This is a genomic window from Acinetobacter sp. YH12239 (assembly GCF_013417635.1).
Lineage (GTDB): Bacteria > Pseudomonadota > Gammaproteobacteria > Pseudomonadales > Moraxellaceae > Acinetobacter.
Map to the genome: position 1 here is coordinate 255,095 of NZ_VPDP01000001.1, position 23,567 is coordinate 278,661.

22 protein-coding genes are annotated in these 23,567 nt (G+C 38.7%); 10 read left to right on the forward strand and 12 right to left on the reverse strand.

All coding sequences use genetic code 11. The annotated features are described in order from the left end of the window. Window positions 1-3: 3 nt before the first annotated feature. On the reverse strand, window positions 4-174 hold the full coding sequence (gene hemP / locus FTV17_RS01180; protein WP_035267337.1) for a hemin uptake protein HemP: 171 nt from the start codon (window positions 172-174) through the stop codon (window positions 4-6). A gap of 136 nt (window positions 175-310) precedes the next feature. Between hemP and FTV17_RS01185 the strand changes: the two genes are divergently transcribed. Further along, the gene (locus FTV17_RS01185) at window positions 311-1,213 is read left to right on the forward strand and encodes a thiamine phosphate synthase (protein ID WP_179997823.1); all 903 of its coding nucleotides are present in this window, start codon (window positions 311-313) and stop codon (window positions 1,211-1,213) included. Between the two features lie 31 nt (window positions 1,214-1,244). On the opposite strand, the gene FTV17_RS01190 is transcribed toward FTV17_RS01185, so the two are convergent. Further along, window positions 1,245-1,814 (reverse strand): tetratricopeptide repeat protein, encoded by a 570-nt coding sequence (locus FTV17_RS01190; protein ID WP_179997824.1) that lies wholly within the window; start codon window positions 1,812-1,814, stop codon window positions 1,245-1,247. Between the two features lie 26 nt (window positions 1,815-1,840). After that, a complete protein-coding gene (gene mrcB / locus FTV17_RS01195) occupies window positions 1,841-4,237 on the reverse strand; it encodes a penicillin-binding protein 1B (RefSeq protein ID WP_179997825.1) in 2,397 nt (798 codons plus the stop codon). A 226-nt stretch (window positions 4,238-4,463) separates the two neighbouring features. Between mrcB and FTV17_RS01200 the strand changes: the two genes are divergently transcribed. Both FTV17_RS01200 and FTV17_RS01205 read left to right on the forward strand, forming a co-directional pair. Continuing rightward, window positions 4,464-5,405, forward strand: a complete 942-nt coding sequence (locus FTV17_RS01200) for an NAD(+) kinase (RefSeq protein WP_035267328.1) — start codon at window positions 4,464-4,466, stop codon at window positions 5,403-5,405. A gap of 2 nt (window positions 5,406-5,407) precedes the next feature. Continuing rightward, the gene (locus tag FTV17_RS01205; RefSeq protein ID WP_179997826.1) at window positions 5,408-5,674 is read left to right on the forward strand and encodes a YeaC family protein; all 267 of its coding nucleotides are present in this window, start codon (window positions 5,408-5,410) and stop codon (window positions 5,672-5,674) included. 48 nt (window positions 5,675-5,722) lie between these two features. Here FTV17_RS01205 and FTV17_RS01210 read toward each other — a convergent pair whose 3' ends face one another. Next, complete coding sequence (locus tag FTV17_RS01210; protein WP_179997827.1) at window positions 5,723-6,724, reverse strand: glycosyl transferase family protein; 1,002 nt, start codon at window positions 6,722-6,724, stop codon at window positions 5,723-5,725. 211 nt (window positions 6,725-6,935) lie between these two features. On the opposite strand from FTV17_RS01210, the gene FTV17_RS01215 reads away from it, so the two are divergent. The 4 genes from FTV17_RS01215 (at window position 6,936) to FTV17_RS01230 (ending at window position 12,221) form a co-directional block, all read left to right on the forward strand. Continuing rightward, window positions 6,936-8,078, forward strand: a complete 1,143-nt coding sequence (locus tag FTV17_RS01215; protein ID WP_035267322.1) for an acyl-CoA dehydrogenase family protein — start codon at window positions 6,936-6,938, stop codon at window positions 8,076-8,078. A 281-nt stretch (window positions 8,079-8,359) separates the two neighbouring features. Next, a complete protein-coding gene (gene pheA / locus FTV17_RS01220; RefSeq protein ID WP_035267321.1) occupies window positions 8,360-9,469 on the forward strand; it encodes a prephenate dehydratase in 1,110 nt (369 codons plus the stop codon). Window positions 9,470-9,488: 19 nt separating this feature from the next. After that, complete coding sequence (locus FTV17_RS01225; RefSeq protein WP_179997828.1) at window positions 9,489-11,735, forward strand: bifunctional prephenate dehydrogenase/3-phosphoshikimate 1-carboxyvinyltransferase; 2,247 nt, start codon at window positions 9,489-9,491, stop codon at window positions 11,733-11,735. Window positions 11,736-11,846: 111 nt separating this feature from the next. After that, complete coding sequence (locus tag FTV17_RS01230) at window positions 11,847-12,221, forward strand: hypothetical protein (RefSeq protein WP_179997829.1); 375 nt, start codon at window positions 11,847-11,849, stop codon at window positions 12,219-12,221. A 67-nt stretch (window positions 12,222-12,288) separates the two neighbouring features. Here the strand turns inward: FTV17_RS01230 and FTV17_RS01235 are convergent, their stop codons facing one another. Further along, a complete protein-coding gene (locus tag FTV17_RS01235; protein ID WP_179997830.1) occupies window positions 12,289-12,918 on the reverse strand; it encodes an alpha/beta hydrolase in 630 nt (209 codons plus the stop codon). A 123-nt stretch (window positions 12,919-13,041) separates the two neighbouring features. On the opposite strand from FTV17_RS01235, the gene yaaA reads away from it, so the two are divergent. Together yaaA and FTV17_RS01245 are read left to right on the forward strand one after the other, a co-directional pair. After that, entirely contained in the window at window positions 13,042-13,821 is a 780-nt protein-coding gene (yaaA, locus tag FTV17_RS01240) for a peroxide stress protein YaaA (protein WP_179997831.1), read from the forward strand. A 33-nt stretch (window positions 13,822-13,854) separates the two neighbouring features. Then, window positions 13,855-14,490, forward strand: coding sequence for a metal-dependent hydrolase (locus FTV17_RS01245; RefSeq protein WP_179997832.1), 636 nt, complete (start codon window positions 13,855-13,857; stop codon window positions 14,488-14,490). Here the strand turns inward: FTV17_RS01245 and FTV17_RS01250 are convergent. The 4 genes from FTV17_RS01250 to FTV17_RS01265 all read right to left on the reverse strand — a co-directional run bounded on the left by FTV17_RS01250 (window position 14,477) and on the right by FTV17_RS01265 (window position 19,359). After that, a complete protein-coding gene (locus tag FTV17_RS01250) occupies window positions 14,477-15,889 on the reverse strand; it encodes a deoxyribodipyrimidine photo-lyase (RefSeq protein WP_179997833.1) in 1,413 nt (470 codons plus the stop codon). The genes FTV17_RS01245 and FTV17_RS01250 overlap by 14 nt on opposite strands. Window positions 15,890-16,020: 131 nt before the next feature. Next, a complete protein-coding gene (locus FTV17_RS01255; RefSeq protein ID WP_092767151.1) occupies window positions 16,021-16,503 on the reverse strand; it encodes a peptidylprolyl isomerase in 483 nt (160 codons plus the stop codon). A gap of 135 nt (window positions 16,504-16,638) precedes the next feature. Then, window positions 16,639-17,925 (reverse strand): NAD(P)/FAD-dependent oxidoreductase, encoded by a 1,287-nt coding sequence (locus FTV17_RS01260; RefSeq protein WP_179997834.1) that lies wholly within the window; start codon window positions 17,923-17,925, stop codon window positions 16,639-16,641. 123 nt (window positions 17,926-18,048) lie between these two features. Continuing rightward, window positions 18,049-19,359 carry a D-alanyl-D-alanine carboxypeptidase family protein gene (locus FTV17_RS01265; RefSeq protein ID WP_179997835.1) on the reverse strand — a complete coding sequence of 437 codons (1,311 nt, stop codon included), beginning with the start codon at window positions 19,357-19,359 and terminating at the stop codon, window positions 18,049-18,051. Window positions 19,360-19,538: 179 nt separating this feature from the next. On the opposite strand from FTV17_RS01265, the gene FTV17_RS01270 reads away from it, so the two are divergent. Beyond that, complete coding sequence (locus FTV17_RS01270; RefSeq protein WP_179997836.1) at window positions 19,539-21,242, forward strand: M61 family metallopeptidase; 1,704 nt, start codon at window positions 19,539-19,541, stop codon at window positions 21,240-21,242. A 51-nt stretch (window positions 21,243-21,293) separates the two neighbouring features. Here the strand turns inward: FTV17_RS01270 and FTV17_RS01275 are convergent, their stop codons facing one another. The 3 genes from FTV17_RS01275 to FTV17_RS01285 all read right to left on the reverse strand — a co-directional run bounded on the left by FTV17_RS01275 (window position 21,294) and on the right by FTV17_RS01285 (window position 23,413). Then, a complete protein-coding gene (locus FTV17_RS01275; protein ID WP_179997837.1) occupies window positions 21,294-21,995 on the reverse strand; it encodes a hypothetical protein in 702 nt (233 codons plus the stop codon). Between the two features lie 112 nt (window positions 21,996-22,107). Further along, window positions 22,108-22,503 (reverse strand): hydroxyisourate hydrolase, encoded by a 396-nt coding sequence (gene uraH / locus FTV17_RS01280; RefSeq protein ID WP_179997838.1) that lies wholly within the window; start codon window positions 22,501-22,503, stop codon window positions 22,108-22,110. Between the two features lie 127 nt (window positions 22,504-22,630). After that, window positions 22,631-23,413, reverse strand: coding sequence for an rRNA large subunit pseudouridine synthase E (locus FTV17_RS01285; protein WP_179997839.1), 783 nt, complete (start codon window positions 23,411-23,413; stop codon window positions 22,631-22,633). Window positions 23,414-23,567 lie beyond the last annotated feature (154 nt).

Below are 23,567 nucleotides of genomic sequence, written 5' to 3' on the forward strand. Positions count from 1 at the left end.
TTTTTATTTTGTCAAAATGAGTCGATTATTTCGTGTGAGACGAAGGCGATATTCTTCTCCTGCATGCATGATGCGAATTTCTCTGCCTAGAGCAAATAGATTATTTGAGTGAAGCATTGGTAATGCTTGGTGGTTTTCGTTATTACGTGTGAATAAGCTAAATGGTGCGTTCATTCCTTGGACTCCGTGGTATGTGGTGAACGATTTAAATGATAATCATTATCGAATAGAGCTGTCAACGATAATTTTTCTCATTTATAAAAAAACATAAAATGCTTACAATTAAGCACTCATTTTTTGAAAGATAATCATGTCAAAAAAAACGATTAATGTTTCTATAGCGTTGTTATTCCATAAAAATCAAGTTCTTGTCGGGTGGAGAGAAGCCTCTTTACATCAGGGGGGTAAAGCTGAGTTTCCTGGAGGGAAAGTGGAGTTAGGAGAAACTCCTGAACAAGCTTGCCAGCGTGAAGTTCAAGAAGAGGTGGGAATTTTTCTAGATCATGTCTATTTATTTGATGTTATTACGCATGAATATGAAGATCTAATCGTAAAATTGCATATTTATCAGGCTTATGTTGATCAGTCTCTACTAGATCGTATTCAAAGTCCTTGGACATGGCATGATCGTTCAGTACTAAGCATTTTGAACTTTCCTAAAGCCAATGATGCCATTGTTAAACGCCTACTTTGGCCGAAAAAAATTGCAATAAAAAATATAGATCATCTCGATACGTCTGTTGATCTTAATCAAGTTAGTTATTTGAGAGCTGAAAATGTTTTAGATTTTGTGCTGCAACTCAACCAGTATAATCAACTGGATCAGCTCATTATCAATCGTGATGTGTGGATGGGATTATCAGAATCAAATCAGAAAAAAGTATTTGCTGTTCAATTTAAACATGAACAATTGATGCAATTAAATTCTGATTTATTTATGCAGGAATGGAAGGGCATTAAACGCATCGCATCTTGTCACGACCATTCTAGTGTCAGTCGTGCTGTAGCATTAGGTTTTGATGCAATATTTTTAAGTCCAGTACTGAGTACAACATCGCATCCTCAGCAAGAACCCTTAGGTTGGACGCAGTTTGAATTGTTAACAAAAGATATTCATATACCGGTTTATGCGCTAGGCGGTATGAAGCCTGAGTTATTAGATCAGGCCATACAGCATGGAGCTTATGGAATTGCTGGTATTCGTGCTTTTTAAAAGGCATTAAAAAGCAGAATTCATGCTTAAATCAAAACTTTTTGATTTGATTTTGTGCTTCTTGGATAAGTTTCTGATTTTTTTGGAGTTGACCTGATTTCAAAATAATTTGCCAAAGTTGTCGTTTCATCGTTGCTGTTTTAGCATAACTGAGACCTCGTTTTGCCAATGATTCAGCATTTTTTGCTTCATTTTTTTGATTGGCAATCATCGCGAGATACATATAGGTCTCTGCAGATTGAGGGGCAAGTCTTTGTGCTTGGAGTGCGGCTTTCTCAGCTTCACTCCATTTTGCTTGACGAAATGCATCATGGGTTTGTTGCATTAAATTTTTAAATGCGGGAAGTTCGCGGCCATCATCGAATTTTTGATTTGAGCTTTTCTGTTCAGGAATAACAATTTGTAATTGTTCCCGTTTAATCTCAGGTCGATCGTAAGGCGTAATTTTAATACCATCGGCATCTTTTTGGGATGGTGTTGTTTTAGTCTCGGCTTGTTTAGGTTCCTGAGACGGTTGTGAGTTTTGAGAGGAGGTTAAAGTTTGGCAACCGCCTAAGAGTAATATGCTGGCGAATAGTACGCTAAAATTCAGTTTTGTCATTAACCTTAACTCCTCCTAAACTTATTTTAAGGATTATAACTTCCACTTGAAAGTACTCGAGTGGCATTCGTATTTAAATCCCGTTCCATTTCTGTTTCGCTCTCACGAATATATTGGTCGATGCTGTCTTCTGCTGGAATTTCTTCTGCATTCGTTTCAGGAACGTAAGTCGGCTCTACTTGGTAGTGTGGTAAGCCACATGCTGTTGCGCGACGAGGAACAGTATATTTAAGTATCGGTACATAGAGCGCACCTTGACAACCTTGTGCTGAAAGCTCGCCGCTATTTGAATCAATCCAATGCCACTGTACTTCATCAGGTTGACGTAAATTGACAGGTTTTTGCTTCAGTTGCTTCATTACATTGGTCCACACGGGTAAAGCGCCAGATGAGCCCGTTAAGCCTGTCACTTTATTATCATCTAATCCAAGCCAGACAACTGCCAAATGATTACCTGAATACCCCGCGAACCACGAGTCCCTTGTATCATTGGTCGTACCTGATTTACCTGCTAGATTTAGATTCGGAGCTAGGCCATTGTAAGCAGCACGTCCTGTACCTGCCGACATCACACGTTGTAATCCGTAGTTTAAAATGTAAGCAGCCGATGGGTCGATCGTTTGCTGAACATTTAAACTATAGCGATTAATGAGCTGCCCATTGGTATCAACAACTGTTCGGATAGATTTTGTAGGATACTTAAACCCTCCAGTTGCAAAGTTGCCATAAATATTCATGATTTCCATAGGCGACATTTCAACAGCCCCTAAGAAAATCGATGGGTAATTTGGAATAGGTGAAGTCACGCCAAACTTCATTAAATGATTGGTAAATGAAGAAAGTCCAAATTCTTGTCCTAAGCGAACTGTAGATAGGTTATACGAATTGGCTAAAGCTTGAACCATTGGGACGTAACCATACGAAGTTCCGCTATAATTTTTGGGTGTCCAAGTCTGATTGCGATCGACTGGCACACTAATTGGCGAGTCTTCGATTGCTGTTGCCCAGTTATAACGACCAGATTCCAAAGCAGTTAGGAAAATAACAGGTTTTAATAATGAGCCTACCTGACGTTTTGCATCAACTGCGCGGTTAAAGCCTGTGAAGTCAGATACTGAACCTACGGCCGCAATCAATTCACCATTTTCAGGGTGAGAAACTAATACCGCGCCTTGAAGCTCTTTCAAGCGTGCAGGATTGGCCTTAGACAGTCTTGCTACTGAATCTGTAAACGATTTTTGTACTTTGATTTGTGCGATTGGATCTAATGTGGTGAAAATTCGAAGACCTTGTTTTGTTAAATCGCTTTCTTGGTATTCTGTTTTGAGTTGACGACGAACGATGTCTAGGAAGTCAGGGAAGCGAGCTGGACCTAAAGTCGGTTTTTTAATCACGTTTAAAGGTTTAGCTGACTCAGTTTCATATTGCTCTTCAGTCAAATATCCCATGACTAACATATTGTTTAGAACAACATTACGGCGTTTTAATGCACTTTCAGGATTTCTCCAAGGATTGTATAAGCTAGGACCTTGAACGAGTCCGACAAGGAAAGCCTGTTGCGCTATACTCAATTCTCTAAGTGGTAAACCAAAATAAAATTGAGACGCTAAACCATAGCCATTGATCGAATAATTACCATTTTGTCCTAAATTAACTTCATTCAAATATGCTTCCAGAATTTCATCTTTGTCATAATGAAACTCAAGCAACAACGCCATAAATGCTTCATTCACTTTACGTTTGATTGTGCGTTCAGGGGTCAAATAAAAGTTTTTAACCAATTGCTGCGTGAGTGTAGAACCACCTTGTCGCTTACCACCAGTAACGTTGCTTACAACTGCGCGTGCTGTACCACGAAATGAGACGCCGTGATGATGATAGAAGTTGCGGTCTTCAGTCGCAATAAGCGCTTGAATTAAAGGTTTAGGAACACGATTGAGTTTAATGAGAACACGGTCTTCGTTGTGTTGAGGGTAGATTCCCCCAACTAACATTGGTTCTAGACGGGCAATCCCCGTACTCGATGGTTTTGTTGCTTTAATCTCTGAAATTTGACTAGCACCAAAACTGACTTGGAGGATTTGTTCTGGTTCTACACTATCACCAAAATCGAAACCACGCGTGTGGACATATATAGTATTGCCTTGAACCAAAAAATTACCTGGTTTGGTATAGTCTTCAGCGTTTTTGTAACCCAACAGACCTAGCTCTTGAATGAAGTTTTGTTGCTCCACGGGTGCATTAGCATAAACTTCCAAGGGGCGTGCATATACTTTCGCTGGAATATCCCAACGATTGCCTTCAAATTTATCGCGAATAATATTATCTAAACGGATTAGATAAATACTAAAAGCCACAAATGCAGAAATCACCAGCACTGAGAAAATCAATGCAATTAAGCCAATACCACGTTCAAACTTCATAGATCAAAAAGCAAAACCCTGTTTTATTGCGCTCATCATGCGAAGCTTTTTTATAATTTGCAATAATTAAACTGTGAATTTATGCCTTTTTAGATAAATGTAATGATTTATCTAATTCAATATTAAGGAGAAAATTAAGATTTTAAGTTGGGTAAATGTGAAATTATTCGTGAAATTCATAACATGAAACAGGCTTGAAATATGTAAGTCACAGAATGATGATGATATGATACTCAACAATTCATCTGGAGCCGTAGCATACGTGCAACTTTCAGCAAAGTCATTTCGTAATATTGGATTAATTGGACGACCAGATAAATCATCTGTGGTTGAGACTTTAAGTCTAATTCATGACCATTTGATTAGTTTAGGTTTGCATCCAGTTTTTGATTCAGAAACCGCTAAATTGGTCCCTTATAAAAATTCGCAAACGGTCAGTCGAGCTTTATTGGGCGAAGTTGCAGATTTGGTGATTGTCGTAGGTGGTGATGGTTCATTGCTTCAAGCGGCTAGATCTTTAGTGAAATACAATACTCCCGTCATCGGGGTAAACCGTGGGCGTTTAGGTTTCCTAACAGATATCAAACCAACCGAAGTTTTATTTAAATTAGATCAAGTCTTGAAAGGTGAGTTTCAGCTAGATCGCCGTTTTTTATTAGAAGTCGAAGTTCGTAGTAAAAATGAACTAATTTATGATGCAATAGCATTGAATGATGTGGTGCTGCATTCAGGTAAGTCAGTCCATATGATTGAGTTTGATCTTCATATTGATGGTCAGTATGTTTATCGTCAACACAGTGATGGTTTGATTGTATCGACACCTACGGGTTCAACAGCATATGCACTTTCTGGTGGCGGTCCAATTTTGCACCCAAGTATGGATGCGATCGCGCTAGTGCCAATGCACCCGCATACGCTTTCTTCTCGTCCGATTGTGGTGGGTGGTCAAAGTGAAATTAAAATTCAAATTCGTAAGAATCGCGTGTTGCCAATGGTGAGTGCTGATGGGCAACACAGTGTTTCTTTAAATGAAGGTGATTGGTTGCATATTCGCAAACATCCTTTCAAACTTACTTTATTACATCCACCTGGATACGACTTTTATATGGCATGTCGTACCAAACTAGGATGGAATCAAGATTACGATTCATTTCATCAGCAGGACTAAACATGAATATTGAACAAATGTTATCAGTTTTGGATGCAGACATCGTTGCTCGTTTAAGAACTGCCGTTGAAATCGGTAAATGGCCAAACGGTGTAGCTTTAACTCAAGAGCAGTGTCAGATTTCAATGCAAGCAGTCATTGCTTGGGAAGCTAAAAATCTGCCAGAAACAGAAAGATCAGGCTATATAGATAAAGGTCATAAAGAGGAAGGTGATGAATGTGATTCACATGTTCCAGAGCCAGAATTTCAACCTATACGTTTTGTATAATCTTCTATGTAAAAAAAGACACCTGATGGTGTCTTTTTTAATCCGAATTTAAACTCGATGACGTGACTGCCAGTATTCTTGAGCCAAGGTCTGTGCTTGTGTAAATGTTTCAGCCAAATTCATGGTGTAGAGTGCGATTGCCATAGTTTCAATAATAGCCACCTGTCCATAGCTATGGTGGGCATCACCTAACCATACGGCTTTGAAAGTATCTAAGTTCAACTCTTCTTCAATTGCTGAACGAACAGCTGTGAGTTTCGGAAGTTCAAGCTCATACAGTTCACCGTCTCGTATACCGCAAATTAAGGTTTTTGCATCTGGGTTTCGTTCAAATTCACCGCCTTCACCTTTAATCACCGCACTGTTAACGTAACCTAATTTGGCAGCAGTCTGTTGATGAGAACTGCGATACGCAGGGTGAAATATCGCTTGCAAAGTGGCTTTGGCATTGAAGGGATTGATGAGTCGAGAAAGCGTATGAATCGGTGAGCGTAAGCCCATGATATTGCGTAATGCAATTAAATCACTCAAGGTCGGTGAAATGACTTCGAGTGGTATATAGGCAAAGTTATGCTGATTAAGTTCTGATGCCACTTCGTTTTCATTTTGACAAATGGTATAACCTAAATACTGTAAAGCTTGCTCTGTATATAATCGATTGATGGTATGTCCAGAAGCCCCATGCATTACAATACGATGACCATGTTTTGCTAAGCTTAACGCCGATAAGATAAACCACGGATAGTGTTTGCGTTTCCCCGCGTAAGAAGACCAGTCTAGGTCGACATCAATAGCTCTAAATTTAAGTTGATCACGAGTCGCTTGAACAAAGCCAGCCAGTTCATCTACAGATTCTTCTTTCACTCGTAAGAGCATTAAAAAAGCACCCAGCTGAACGTCTAATACCTCATTTTTTAAAATCATCTCAAATGCTTGATAGGCTTCTTCATAGGTCAGTGATCGCGCACCATTTTTACCTTTGCCAAGAATACGAACAAATTGCGCAAATGGGTGTTCAAAGTCTTTATATAAATTACGTTTTGTATTCATGATCAATGCAGTTGGATGTTCTTAATGACAGTGTAACGTGGAATGATGCTTGGAATAAAAGCTAAATATAAAACTTAATGATCAAGCATTATTTTTAGCTGTTGAGACTGACCAAATTGTATGAATTTTCAAGCGCTTTTGTCCATGACAACTGGAAAAAAAGGGGATAGCATGAAAACTTATAAAAAAACGAAGTGTAAGGAACACAAGAATGTTGGCATATGATGCAGATTTAGAATTATTCCGTGATAATTTCAAACGTTTTATGAGTGAACACGTTGCTCCTCATTATGAGCAGTGGGAACGTGAGGGAAAAATGCCACGTTCAGTGTGGAATGCACTTGGTGAAAATGGCTTCTTGTGCGTAGATGTTCCTGAAGAATATGGTGGTTATGGTGTTCCAACAGAATATTCTTTAATGTTGGTTGAAGAGTCGGCACGTGCAGGTTATAGCGCATTATCGACAGGTATTTCATGTCACTCAGAAATTGCAGCACCATATATTCTACATATCGCGAACGAAGAACAAAAAAAATACTGGTTGCCAAAAATGGTTTCTGGTGAAGTGGTCGGGGCAATTGGAATGACAGAGCCAGGTGCTGGTTCTGATTTACAAGCCATCCGTACGAATGCCATTTTGAATGGTGATCATTATGTTTTGAATGGCTCTAAAACCTTTATTTCAAATGGTCAGCATGCAGACTTGGTTGTGCTTGCCGTTAAAACAGATCCTCAGGCACGTGCTAAAGGCGTCTCACTTCTATTGGTTGATACTCATTTAGAAGGGTTTAAAAAAGGCACAAATCTCGACAAAATCGGTTTGCATTCGCAAGATACCTCGGAACTCTTTTTTGATAATGTCAAAGTTCCAGCTGATCAGCTTTTAGGTCAAGCGGGTCAGGGATTTGCATATTTGATGCAAGAATTACCACGTGAGCGCACAGCGATTGCTGCGACAGCATTAGGAGCAATTCGAGGTTCAATTGATGTGACAGTTCAATATGTCCAAGAGCGTCAGGCCTTTGGTCAAAAAATTGGACAATTCCAAAATTCTCGTTTTGTTTTAGCACAAGCGAAAATCGATGAACTGGCTACAGCCGCTTTTTATAATCAAAATCTAGCATTGTATAAAGAAGGGAAATTGGATGTTGAAACAGCAGCTGCATTAAAAAGTTTTAGTACAGATATGCAAATGAAAGTGGCGGATAACCTACTGCAACTCTTTGGTGGCTATGGCTATATGACGGAATACCCTATTTCACGCTTCTTTGTGGATGCACGTATTCAACGAATCTACGGCGGAACAAACGAAATCATGAAAGAAATCGTAGCACGTGGCATGCTAGGACGTTAATTTTCTATCCATATTTACATCTCGCTTGAGGAATACAAGCGAGATGTATTCAAATGTGTTTTCAATTTTAAAACTTATAGAACGAACTGATTTAAAAAAAAGATTAAAGCTATCCTATTCAATGTTCTTGTCTTTTTTTTAATTTATAGCGCATATTGGATTGATGATTATTTCAACTGTATATTTTTAAGTCTTATTGCCATAAAGTTTGGTTGCTTAACATTTGAAAGCTAACTATTGTTATACTGTTTACATAACTGATTCTGTAAGGCGACATTACAATGATCAACGATGATCAAAACACGACGAATTCTTTAGACTTAGCTAAAATCCGCGAAGATATCGACTCAGTAGATCAACAACTCCAACAACTGATTAACCGTCGAGCACGACTTGCTGAAGCTGTAGCAAAAGCAAAATTTGCTTCTGAAGAAAATCCAATGTTTTATCGTCCTGAGCGTGAAGCACAAGTTTTGCGTAATGTGATGGAGCGTAATGAAGGTCCTTTATCTGACGTGACGATGGCGCGTTTGTTTAGAGAAATTATGTCTGCGTGCCTTGCTTTAGAAGCACCACAAAGCATTGCTTTCCTTGGTCCAGTAGGAACTTATACCCATTCGGCAGTACTGAAGCATTTTGGACATGATGCGGTTGTGCGCCCACTTCCTACAATTGATGAAGTGTTTCGTGAAGTCGAAGCAGGCAGCGCACACTATGGTTTAGTTCCTGTTGAGAACTCATCAGAAGGCGTGGTTAACCATACGCTTGATTGTTTTAAAGCGTCACATTTAAATGTAATTGGTGAAGTTGAATTACGTATTCATCATCAATTTTTGATTTCTTCAAATACGCGTAAAGACAGCATTAAACAAATCTATGCGCATCAACAAACTTTAGCTCAATGTCGTGGCTGGCTCGATGCGCATTATCCAGGTGTTGAACGTGTGGCTTTGAGTTCGAATGCTGAAGCTGCTCGCCGTATTCGTAATGAATGGCATTCTGCGGCAATCGCATCTGAAACAGCTGCGAGCTTATATGATTTAGAAATCTTACATAGCAATATTGAAGATAATCCAGAAAATACAACACGCTTCTTAGTTATTGGGCGTGAAAAAGTACCACAAAGTGGTAATGATAAAACTTCTTTATTGATCTCTGCACATGACCGTGCAGGTGCGTTATTAGAAATTTTAGCACCGTTCGCTAAACATAACATTAGCTTGACCAGTATCGAAACAAGACCCGCATTGCCTGAAAAATGGGCTTATGTATTCTTTATCGATTTAGAAGGGCATATCGAACAAGAGAACGTACGTGCGGCTGTCGAAGAAATTCGTCCATTAGTCAAAGAAATCCGTGTTCTTGGTTCATACCCGATTGCGGTACTTTAAAAAGAGTTGAAACTTAGATATGTCTCAACCTTTATTTAAAAAAGTTGCATTTATTGGGCTAGGCTTGATTGGATCAAGTTTAGCACGTGTCATTCAAGCACATGGTCTTGCTGAAAATGTTGTGGCATCTACGCGATCTGCTCAAACGCTAGAAGATGCTAAAGCTTTAGGTTTGATTAGTGACGGATATGCTGATGCCAAAGATGCAGTGATTGATGCAGATTTAATTGTTCTTGCTTTACCCGTGAGAGCTACACAATCTGTATTAAACTCGATCAAATCTGTGATTACTCCTGATACCATAATTACAGATGTGGGCAGTACCAAAGGCAATGTGGTTGAGGCTGCAATTGCGGTTTTTGGTGAGCAGTTACCCGTAGGTTTTGTTCCAGGGCATCCAATAGCTGGTGCTGAACATACTGGTGTTCATGCAGGTAAAGTAGATTTATTTGCTAACCACAAAGTGATATTAACGCCGTTAGCAACAAGTGCTGAGTGGGCAGTGCAAAAACTGATTCATTTATGGCAAGCTGCTCAAGCTGAAGTAATTTGTATGGATGTGGAAAAGCATGATGAAGTGCTTGCGCATACAAGTCATCTGCCACATTTAATGGCATTCAATTTGGTTGAGCAACTGGCAAATCGTGAAGATAATCTGGACATTTTCCGCTATGCAGCTGGTGGTTTCAGAGACTTTTCTCGCATTGCGGCGAGTGATCCACAAATGTGGCATGACATATTCTTTGCCAATAAAAAAGCGATTTTGAATGCTGTTGATGGCTTTGAGAACCAATTGGCTCATATTCGACAGCTCATTGAAAACGAAGATTCAAAAGCACTCATGGGATTGCTTGGACATGCTCAAGCAGCACGCCGACATTTTAACCATATGCTTGCCAAGAAACCTTTAATGGAGAACAAAACTGTGACACAGCAATTTACTATTCTGCCGGGTGCTAAATCATTTTCTGGAAAATTTAGCGTGCCAGGTGACAAATCTGTGTCACACCGTTCAATCATGTTTGGTGCGATCGCTGAAGGTACAACACATGTTACTGGTTTCTTAGAAGGTGAAGATGCCTTAGCAACACTTCAAGCATTCCGTGATATGGGTGTAAATATTGAAGGTCCAAAAAATGGTGAAGTCACGATTCATGGTGTAGGAATGCATGGCCTTAAAGCTCCAGCAAGTGAGCTTTATATGGGTAACTCTGGGACTTCAATGCGTCTTCTGTCAGGGATGTTGTCTGCGCAAAAATTTGACTCAGTAATGACTGGTGATGCATCGTTGAGCAAACGTCCTATGGAACGTATTGCAAAGCCACTCCGTGAAATGGGTGCTCAAATTCAAACAACGGGTGAGCGTGGCACACCGCCAGTATCGATCACAGGTAATCAGCAACTTAAAGGTATTCATTACGATTTACCGATGGCTTCTGCACAAGTGAAGTCTGGCATTCTGCTCGCTGGTTTATGGGCAGACGGTGAAACGTCGGTGACTGAGCCAGAACCTACACGTGACCATTCTGAGCGTATGTTACGTGCATTTGGTTATGATGTGAAAACTGAAGGTAATCGTATTTCTTTACAAGGTGGTGGTAAGTTAGTTGGCACGAATATTCAAGTGCCTTCAGATATTTCATCTGCTGCGTTCTTTATGGTGGGTGCTGCCATTACTGAAAATTCAGATGTAACACTTGAGGCAGTGGGTATTAACCCTACTCGTACTGGGGTGATCGAAATTTTGAAGCAAATGGGGGCTGATATTTCAGTCGAGAATGAACGAATTGCAGGTGGTGAACCAATCGCTGATATTAGAATTCGTGGCACTCGTACTTTGAAAGGCATCCACATGCCTGAAGATCAAGTACCTTTAGCGATTGATGAATTCCCAGCATTATTTATTGCTGCAGCTTGTGCTGAAGGTCAAACAGTGTTAACTGGTGCAGCTGAACTTCGTGTAAAAGAGTCCGATCGAATCCAAGTGATGGCTGATGGATTGAAAACAATGGGTGTTGATTGTACGCCTACGGATGATGGCATTATTATTGAAGGTAAAGGTAAGTCTGGTGATTGGTCTGCTATCTTTACAGGTGGTGAAATTGAGTCACATCATGATCATCGTATTGCCATGAGTTTCTCCATTGCGGGTCTGCGTACTTCAGGCGCAATTAAAATTGTGGGAACTGAAACCGTTGCAACAAGTTTCCCAACTTTTACTCAACTCACTGAACAAGCGGGTTTATCTATTCAAGTTAGTGAATAATACGACCAAAGATTTGTATATTTCTTTTCAAACAGCCAAGCAAAAGCTTGGCTGTTTTGTTTATATTGCTTATTCTAATTCTATATAATTAAAAAGCCTTTGGACGAGGAAATGAAAAAATTACAATTTTTAGTTGATCAAACGAAATACGCTAAGGCTCATTCAAGTCATTCTCATGATAATGCACAAACTTACGTTACAGCATTGTTATCTGAACAGTTAGTGCAACATGGATTTCACACTCAAAATACGAATCCGCATGAATTGGAAGTCAGTATCTCTGATCACCCAATCGCTTTAGGAGTGAACTGTAATCAACCAGATGGCGAAGGACATTTTGTATGTGAAATAAGTGCGCATGCAGATGAGGAACAGGATTGGTTCCAAAAAATTGAGACGCAGAGTGTGATTAAGCAACTTGCGCAAGCAGTAGAGCAGACATTAAGAGAAGACGAGTCGTTCCAATCGCTAGAGTGGAAATCCTAACGAGGAATAAAACAAACCCAATGTAAAGAATCTACACTGGGTTTTTCTGAAACACGTAATATTTATATTAAGCCGTAAGGAAGCGAGTGATCGCGACGCGAAGTTGCTTTAAATAACCTGTGAAGAAGTGATTAGCACCTGGTAGCACTGTAATAATATGGCGTTGAGGCTTTGCCCATTCAATTAAATCAGACAATAAAGTGACTTCGTCTGCTTCACCATGAATAAACAGAATATCACCTTTAATTGCCGGAGTAACATAGTGACGGATACCAGCAACTGTAGCTGTTGGTAAACCACATAGAATGACTTGTTCAGGTTGAATTTCTGGAGGTAGTGCATGATATGCTTTCGCCATCACATGTGCACCAAAACTAAAGCCTCCAACATAGAAAGGCAATGTAAGGTGTTTTGCACGTACTTGACGAATGACTTCTAAAATATCTTCTGTTTCACCAAATCCTTCATCGTGAACCCCTTCACTTTGACCTGATCCACGGAAACTTGGACGATAAACGATATAACCACGCTCAAGAAACATTTGAGCTAGCAGAGTGGGAACTTTGTGCTGAGGAGTACCACCTTGAAGCGGGTGAGGGTGACAAACGACCGCAAATCCTTTTACTTCAGACTGAGGATAATCTACAAAAACCTCAATTTTGCCAACAGGGCCTTGAATGAACATTAGTTCAGACATAAAAATACCGATTAACGTGCAGGAGAATCGTATATTTTAACGTCAATAATTAAAAAAAACACAATTGGAAATAAAATAAGTCTACTGTTATAGTTTGATTAATTGTTTTTTGATCAGGTTTCTATGTTTGCCTTAATTTCTCCTGCTAAGACATTAGATTATGAATCTACACTTCCAACTGATGAACATACTTTACCAAGATTGCTTGACCACTCACAACAGCTTATAGACGTAAGTCGTAAATTGTCTGCTTCAGAAATCGCCAAGTTAATGAGTGTGAGTGAAAAGATTGCGAATCTTAACGTGGAGCGTTTTAGAGATTGGCAATCAGATTTTGATTTATCAAATGCACGCCAAGCAATTTTTGCTTTTAAGGGGGATGTTTATACAGGGCTGGATGCGTATTCGCTTACGCAAGCTGATTTAGAATATGCTCAATGCCATTTAAGAATGCTATCGGGTCTCTATGGATTACTTCGACCACTGGATTTGATGATGCCTTATCGTTTAGAAATGGGCACGAAATTAGCAAATCCACGCGGTCACAATCTTTACGAATTTTGGGGAGATGAAATTACCCAATTGATCAACCAAGATTTATCAGAAGCCAAGAGTGATTTATTGGTCAATATCGCATCCGATGAATATTATAAATCGGTGAAAGAAAGCAAAATTGAAGCTGAAATTATCAAGCCCGTGTTTTTAGACCAGAAAAATGGGAAATATAAAGTGATAAGCTTCTATGCTAAAAAAGCGCGTGGATTGATGGCACGTTATATTATCGAAAATAAACCTAATACTGTGGATGATCTTAAATCATTCAATACAGACGGCTATTATTTCGATGCTGAAAGTTCTTTGAAAGGTGAGCTCATTTTTAAACGTGATGAGCAGGCGGCTTAAAAATAAATAGGCGGTAGCGGGGCAAGGTGTCTGATGATTGATTCATACTTAAACCAGTTGAGAAGATACTGGGCCGCTACTGCACAACAGCTTGAACTATCCTCAGAGGATTCCATATCTATTCTTGATAGATTAGAAGTTCATTACAGTGAGCCTCATCGTCACTATCATACAGTGCAGCATATCGTTGAATGTATGGATCACTTACAATTGGTTCTACCAAATTTAAAAGATCCTTTATCAGTCTCTATAGCTCTTTGGTTTCATGATGTCATTTATGAGCCTAAGGCACACGATAATGAACAACAAAGTGCTGATATGATGTTGAACATCATATCTCCCCACATGGAGATGAGGAGATGTGAGAAAATTTATCAGTGGATATTAGCGACCAAAGAGCATCGTGCTTCAGTTGATTCAGACCTTAACTATTTACTTGATATTGATCTTGCAATTCTCGGTTCAAACGCCAAACGTTTTGAAGAATATCAGCAGCAAATTCATCAAGAATTCAGTTGGGTACCCTCTGAAATTTATACACTAAAACGAAATGAAGTTCTTAATAGCTTTTATCAAATGGAATCCATTTATAAAACAGCATATTTTCATGACACTTTAGAAAATCAAGCCAAACAAAATTTAGAGCGAGCATTCGTTAGGCTGATTTGAAAGCAGCTAATGCGCGCTGTCGACTCATCTTTAAATCAACAATAGGTTTTGGATAATTGAGTTTAAGGTTCGGATTTTTAGCATAAGGCTCATGAATGATTTTCGCATCAAGATGAGCTAATTCAGGTACCCATTTGCGAATATAATCACCTTGACTATCAAATTTTTGTGATTGACTAATGGGGTTAAAAATACGGAAATAAGGTACAGCATCTGTACCTGTTGAAGCACACCATTGCCAGCCACCATTATTTGCCGCTAAATCCCCATCTATCAAATGTTGCATAAACCATTGTTCGCCTTTACGCCAGTCGATGAGCAAATTCTTACTAAGGAACATGGCGACAATCATTCTGACACGATTGTGCATCCAACCTGTTTGAAGCATTTGACGGATTCCAGCGTCCACAATTGGAATACCCGTTTGTCCAAATTTCCAAGCATTTAATTCATCGGGTGCATCACGCCATGGCACATTAGACGTATTTAAATTGAATGGTTGATATTTCGATAATCTTGGAAAATCAAATAGGATGTGTTGATAAAATTCTCGCCATAATAACTCATCTAACCAAGTTTGTTGACCATCAGAGTAGAGATGAAAACTGCCATTTGAGCGACTAAAAATTGCAGCCAAACATTGTCGAATCGAAATAATTCCTAGATTTAAATACGGTGATAATTGACTGGTAGCATCAATGTTTGGAAAGTCGCGTTGTAGTTTATAGGGCTCTAAGTTCTCATCAACAAATTTCTCGAGCATCTGTAGTGCAAATGACTCTCCAACAGGCCATTGATATTTAACCTGAGCATCAGGATAAAAATCATATATCGATGGAATTTTGGAGGTAAGAAAGCGTTGTATAAGCTCATGAGGTTGTACTTTCGGTACAGCGAGTGGTTGAGGAACAGAGATACTCAAGATTTCATAGCATGCACGTTTATAAGCACCAAAAACTTGATAAGGCTGGCACATCTTATTACGAATTGATCCAAGTCGGAAAATTGTGCGGTCATGATAATACTCGACAGTCACCTGATGCGATTCTAATAAGGTCTGGACTTGCGCATCACGATTCAACTCATTCACGCCGATTTCGATGTTGGCGTGTATCGCAGTAATTTGATATTTTTTTGCGAAAGTTAATATTTTAGCTGGTACATCGTCCCATCGGGGCACGATTTCCACCACAAGTGGGATATTGAATTGTTTTAACTCACTTTCAAGTGATTTAAGTTGGCGAAGATAAAAGTCAATTTTAATCACTGCATCATCATGCAATTTCCATTGTTCAGGCGAAAGTATCACCAATGCACAAGTATTCCCATGCCGGTTTGCCTCCATTAACGCCATGTTATCCCTAACTCTTAAATCCTGACGAAACCAAATGAGATTCATATGATTAATATCCAAATATCCTCAGGAAATTATAAGAATTTGAATCATTTAAATCGTTAAGCATTGTAATTTTTTGCATAAAAAAAAGGCGAAGCAGAAGCTTCACCTTTTTGTCCTAAAATCCGTAGATCTTAGTGGTGGTGACCACCTACACCGTGAACGTGACCGTGATCTAACTCTTCTTGAGTTGCTTCACGGATTTCGACGATTTCAACATCAAATGTTAAGTCTTGACCAGCAAGCGGGAAGTTAGCATCAACGATTACGTTTTCGCCTTCAACAGCTTTAACAGTCACAATTTGAACGCCATCATCAGTTTGTGCTTGGAATTGCATACCAGCTTCGATGTTGTCTACGCCTTGGAACATTTGTTTAGGTACTTCTTGAACTAAATCAGTGTTGTACTCACCATAAGCTTCAGCAGCAGGAATCGTTACTGTGAATTTGTCACCAGTCGTTTTACCTAACATTGCTTTTTCTAAGCCAGGGATAATGTTGCCAGCGCCTTGCAAATATGCAAGTGGTTCACCTTGAGATTGATCGAGAGTTTCACCCTCTGCATTAGTCAATTTATAGTTAAATAAAACCACAAGGTCATTTGCAATAACTGTCATGTTAATGATCCATTCAAATATTTTAAGGGTACATCATAAAGTGAAAACCAATTTTTGTAGACAATTTTCTAAAAAAAATGCAGTTTCGATAATTTATAACGCTTAAATATTACATTGGGGCGTCTTTGAGATTTTTCAATGCAATTTGATTTTAGGTGCTATTTTTCTGGTCACAAAATCTTTGGCTGTGAGTAACCCTGCCTGTGCATAACCATAAATCGTGGCTTGATGCAGTCGGTAAAGCGATACATACATCGACTTCGCCACAAATCCTTGAACATTGACCTGACCAAGTAATTCACCGACTGCTTTATTCTCACTTAAAGATACAAGTGAACCTTTGTCAGAAAAATTGAACATCGGTTGTGATTTTCCTGAAATTCGTGCTTTCATTGCATCAACGAGGAAAGCAGCCTGTTGACTTGCAACTTGCGCACGCGGTCCTAAAGCTGTTTCACGGGCATCTAAAATACAGTATGCGCAATCACCGAAAGCAAAAACATTCGGATCTGCTTTTGTTTGGAGTGTTGCAAATACGTGTAGGCGACCCATACGATCTTTTTCGAAGCCTTCTAGGTTTTGAATCACTGCTGGAGTTTTAATGCCTGCAGCCCAAACTTTTAATTGTGCTGGAATTGAACTTCCATCATTAAAGTAAATTTGATCAGCATCCACTTTTTCGACACGCTTAGACGTTAAAATATCCACATTCATGCGCTTAAGCTGCTTAGTGCTGTGGTCTGACATTTTTTCAGAAAGAGCCGGTAGAATACGATCCGCGCCTTCAATTAGTGAAATTTTGACGTTTTTAGGGTCAATTTTATTAAGACCGTATTTAAAGAAGTTTTGTTTGGCTTGAACTAATTCCGCTGCAAGCTCAACGCCAGTTGCACCTGCACCTATAATGCCAATATGCAGCTCACGATGGTCATTATTATTTTGAGCTTCGATATAAAGATGAAGTAGATGCTGCTGGAACTGTTCAGCCTGTTTCGGATTATCTAAATAGTGACAATGTTCTTGCACACCTGAAGTATTGAAATCATTGGAAACCGAACCAACCGCCAGAATAAGAGTGTCATAACTTAGCGTTAAATGATCAGTAGATTGGTCATAGGTCGATGCAACAGGTTTGAGCAATTGAATGGTCTTGGCTTTACGATCTAATTGTTCGAATTTACCCAATACAAACTCATAATGATGCTTCGCAGCATGACCAAAATAGTTTGTTTCTTCATCACTAGGGCTTAACGTACCTGCTGCAATTTCATGTAAGAGTGGTTTCCAAATATGTGTAAGCTTTTGGTCAACTAATGTAATTTTTGCTTTTTTAGATTTGCCCAGCGTATCACCCAGTTGTGTTGCTAGTTCTAAGCCACCAGCACCACCACCCACAATGACAATATGATGAAGATTCGACATTTAATATTCCTATTTTTATAGCGTCATAAATAAAAAAGAGATGGGGTTTAATATGCCATCTCTTTTTTAAAAGAATTGTTCTTTTTGTATTACAAGTTACAGATTTACAATAAAAAACTGCAATCAGTTTAAAGGATAGATTTTTGCTTGATTTGCACTGCTAGATCCGAAACTAAATAATTGTTTAAACCAATTCAAAATACTTTCAAACCATGATGATTCATCAATTTGAAGTTCATCCTCAATCAATACCGTTTGAATGAGCCGGTTATTTTGATAGATATGAATACGTGCCAACTGCTGAATTTGCGCAATAGGTGCGGTTAATGATTGTGTTAGTAGCTCGACGTTCATATGCGTTTGAGTTTGCTGTAAAGGCTCAAGAGCTGAAGTGAATCCAAAAGCATCTGCTTGAATCAAACGATGAGTTTGATTGTCAAAATTACGCATATCAATCATTTGATTCGCGTTATACAAAGAGGTCGTCACGATACTTGGCTTTTTAGTTTCGACTCTGAACATTTTTAAGGTAGATGCGACTACAGGGAGTTCAGCAATTAGTTGCTTATTTTTAATTGCAATTTCATTGCGTGTATAGGCATAGGATAGGTTTAAAAGTTGATGTGCGATTTCAGCGCGTTTAAAGCCACTTTGAGCACCGAGTACCACAACAATAAGTCTCCTTTGATTGAGGTCAAATTGTTGAGTTGGTCGGTTGGCTGTAAGTGCAAGGTTATAGCCTGCAGCACGAGTAAACCCTGTTTTTAAACCATCAACAGTAGCATCTTGTTTAAGTAAGATATTCGTTGCACGGTGAAAATGCTGATTGTAAGTAAAACTCTGCTGTTTCGAGTAGTCAAGGTAATCGGGTGTTTCATTGGTGAGTGCTTGTGCGAGCACGGATAAATCATGCGCTGTTGAATAGTGCATATCCATTGTAATGCCCGCGGGATTGGCAAAGTTTGTATCTTTCATGCCAAGTGCTTTGGCTTCTTGATTCATGCGTTGAACAAATGCAGGCACTGATCCTGAAATTCGTTCAGCCAATGTGACAGCAGCATCGTTGGCAGACATGATAATTAAGCCTGCCAAAAGCTGATCAATCGTAATTTGTTGAGTCGGCTTCAGATACATCTGAGACTCATCCCATTGAACTACATTGACAACTGGTGTGGCAGTGATAACTTCATTTTTGCTAATTTTACCCGCTTGAATGTCTTTCAGCGCGATGTAAGCCACCATCATTTTGGTTAACGAAGCTGGTGCACGTTGGACATGGCTATTGTGTTCAGTAATGACTTGACCTGATTGTGGATCTAAGACAGTCCATGCTTCAGCTTCTAAACTTTCTGGTGCAACTTCGAACAAGGAAGCATGTGTGATATTTACTATAAAAAAACTAAAAATTATGAGTAGAGCAGAGTAGAGTTTCAACGGGTTTACCTATATAAGCCAATCCAATGGCATAGATCATCAAGCACACCGCATGCTATGCCTTTTTTTTCTGAAACTCTAGTCAGATTTGTAGACAATTAATACGAATCGCGCAACTCCAAGTAAAAAAATGCTAATCTAAATACAAGTTGGTTCTATAGTTTCTCAATTAAGACATTATGTTGCATTATCAGATCGAATTTGACGACTTTCGTCAGCATCTCATTCACGTTACTGTTCGTTTCGTTGCTCAACCAACTCAAGTATTGAGCTTGCCAACTTGGATTCCTGGAAGTTATCTCATTCGAGAGTTTTCTAAACATATTGAGTCTGTTCGTGCCTATGATGAAGATGGTCGAATACTCAAGATTCGTAAAAATGAAAAAAATAAGTGGCAGTTATTTAATACTGATTTTGAGCTGATTACGGTTGAGTACGACGTTTATGCATACGACCTCTCAGTACGTGGTGCTTATGTTGATGAAACACGCTTATATGTGAATCCTGCTTGTGCATGTTTAGGTTTAGAAGGACAAGAAGATAAAGCGGTAGAAGTTGAGTTATTTTTGCCAGATGAATTGAAACATTTCCAACTCGCTACAGGATTGGCATCTAAAAGTTTAGTGCGTGGTCGCTATACGCTTAAGGCAAAAAACTACGCTGAATTGATTGATGCACCGTTTGAGCTTGCAAATCAAACTCGTTTTGCTTTTGAAGCAAATGGTATTCCGCATGAGTTTGTGGTTTCTGGCAAACATGCGATGAATGTCGAACGTATGAAACAAGACATTGAAAAAATCTGTGCGACAGAAATATCCATGTTTGGTTCAGCACCATTTGAAAACTACACTTTTATGACCATCGCGACGGGTAACAGTTATGGTGGTTTAGAGCACCCGAACTCAACCAGTTTGATTTCTCCACGTGATGATCTACCTAAGTCCAATGAGCCTTTTGAACCTTCCGCTGATTATCAGCGTTTCTTAGGGTTGTGTAGCCATGAATATTTTCATTCATGGTTGGTGAAATTTATTCGCCCTGAAAATTTTGTGAATTATGATTTAGACAAAGAAGGCTATACCTCTTTGTTATGGATTTTTGAAGGCTTTACGTCCTACTATGATGATTTGATTCTACTTCGTAGTGGTGTGATTTCTCAGGAATCTTACTTGAAGTTGTTAAAGGCGCAGATCGATCGTTATTTGCAAAATCCAGGTCGTTTTGTTCAAACTGTTGCAGAGTCAAGTTTTGATGCATGGGTCAAATTCTATCGTCAAGATGAAAACTCTAACAATGCTGGCACAAGTTACTATAACAAGGGTTGCTTAGTAGCGCTGTGTCTAGATTTAGGTTTACGTTTAAGAGGTTCAAGTCTTGATGCATTAATGCGTAAGCTGTATGAAAATGCGCAAAAGGGTATACAGGTTCATGAACGTACCATCTATGAACTATGCCAAGAATTAACAGGTGATGATTGGTCTGAACAAATTAATCATTTGATTAATACCACGGATGAGTTACCGCTTGATCAATTGTTCCCTGAATTTGGCTTAGACTATGTTTTAAAGCATGATAAATCTTTACCATTTGGTTTAAAACTTGTAGATAAACCTGAAGGTGTATTAATTCAGTCTGCTCGTCGTGATGGCGCTGGTGTTAAAGCTGGGCTTTCTGCTCATGATATTATCATCGCAGTTGATGGTTTAAAGGCGACCACTAAGCAACTCGACAAGTATGCAAAATTGGAAGGTACTTTTAATGTGCATGCTTTCCGTCGTGATGAATTAATGCAATTTGAAGTTCAATCGGGTGCTAGTGAACTCACTGAAGTAGATCTTAAGGTTTCGGATCAATCTAAAGTTGAGAAATGGCTTAAAGCTTAATTTACTTAGACTATAAAGTTCATGAAAAACCCATGCTTAGCTATGGGTTTTTCATAACTCCAGTTTTCGTCTTAGAACTTCCAAACGCTTTTCAAATATTGTTTTGTCTTTTGTGTATTTTTCAAAAGCAATTTGAACCTTTTTTATAGATTCTTTTCTTCTGTTTATGTCGGTTTCTGTAGCGTAATTTTGACCATAATTTACCTCACTTAAATGAGCTTCTGAAACAAGTCTATGAGCAGAATCTATAGCAGTTTCAAAAGTTCTTAAAACTTCTTTAAAATCTTTATGCTTGTTCACATTTTTTTCTTGATTAAGCCACTGTTGAAGATTTATTAATTTGTCGTAGTAATACAGATTATTGAATTTATCTTCGTATTTTTGCTCTTCTAAATCAAATGAGCTGTGTAATTCATGACCTTTAGCGCGGATGAGTGAGTTTTTTAATTGGTATAAGATGGTGTGATATTGATTTGAAATAATCTTGAGTTCTTCAAACTTGGATAAAGTTTCAATTGTTCTATTGAATTTATAGGCATCTTTCCATGATTCTAGGGACTTCAGTACGAAATATAGGCTGATCCAAGCTGTGATTATCCCAAGAAATTCAGCTAAAGATAAGATTTCAAGACAAATATAGTTATCACAATAGTGCGATAACTTGTTTTCATTCAATGCATAAAAGAAGTAGTAAAGAATTGATAAAAATAAAAGAAGCGTAATAGCCTTTAGGAAAGCTTTTTTTATGTTCATAAGAAATCCTTATTCTTTTGAATAGGATAATTAAACTTTTAAAATTAATAAAGAAAAAAAAAGCTCACATAATGTGAGCTAAATTTGTGTCATAAATGATTAACAAAAAACATTAGTTCCCCCGATAGGTTGAATAACCATATGAACTTAGTAACAACGGAATATGGTAATGATCTAAACTACCATCAATTACAAAAACCACTGGCACTTCTGGGAAGAAAGTACGCTTGTTGTTTGCTTTAAACCAGTCGCCAGTTTTAAAAGTTACTCTGTAAATACCTTTTTGAAGATCTGTTTCGGCTGGATATAGAGCCTTGATACGACCATTTTCATCCGTTTTTGCTTCGTTGAGCTTTATCCATTTTTCACCCTGCTGCGCTTCAAGTGTAACTGCAATATTAGAAGACGGAAGACCAGTTTCTTGATTAAGCACATGAACACTTAAAGGATTTGCCAAAGTGAATGTTGAAAATGCAAAACCTGAAAGAGCAAGTGTAAATTTTTTCATAAATATCAACTCACAGTAAGCAAATAATTGAAAAAGTGTACTTAAAACGAGAGATTATTTAAGTTAATTTATGTATAAAAAAAGGATGCAATCGCATCCTTTTTACTTTTTATACAATAGCTTGAGCTTAGCGTGCGCGTCCACGTGGAGCTTTTGTATTTGGGCGAGTAGTACCATTGGTCTTACGACGTGGTTTCTCATGTTCTTCCATTTGCCAAATACGTTTAGTACCCGATTTTTTCTTAGTACCATCTTTATTGACTTTCTTATTAATCGGCTTGCCACCTGTACCGCCTGGTTTCTTCACATAAGAGCGTGAGCGGTATGGCTCTTCGGCAGGAACATTTTGAAAGTCAGGATAAAGTAATGGTTCAATTTCTTTAGTTTCGCCAGATTCAAGACCCATCTGTACTAAGTCAATTGATCCAATTTTAGTACGAATAAGACGTAAAGTTGGGAAACCCACTGCTGCAGTCATACGTCGAACTTGGCGGTTACGACCTTCGCAAATCGAAATTTCAACCCAAGAAGTAGGTACAGAAGCACGGAAACGAACAGGAGGATCACGATCCCATAACCACTCAGGCTGTTCAACTTTTACAGCTTTTGCAGGTAGAGTCATACCGTCTTTAAGCTCTACACCTTTACGAAGCTGTTCTAAAGCCTCTTCAGTCACATCACCATCAACTTGAACCAAATAAGTTTTAAATTTCTTATTGGCAGGGTTGGTAATGTACTGATTTAAACCACCATGGTCGGTTAAAAACACTAGACCTTCAGAGTCCATGTCTAGACGTCCAGCAAGACGTAAAGTCGGATCGTTAACGAAATCAGACATTGTCATATGTGCTTCGTCTTTACGAAACTGGGAGAGAACGCCATAAGGTTTATTGAGAATGACGATTTTCATATAAAAACTTCAATAATGTGCAAATAGTGAAAGGTCTGACTTATCAAGAATTTATGAACATCCTGAATTGATCTGAGGATTCGATCAATGAAGTCAAACAAAATAAATAGGGGAATTGGTGACTATTATGCGTGATTCAAAAAAGAAAGTATCG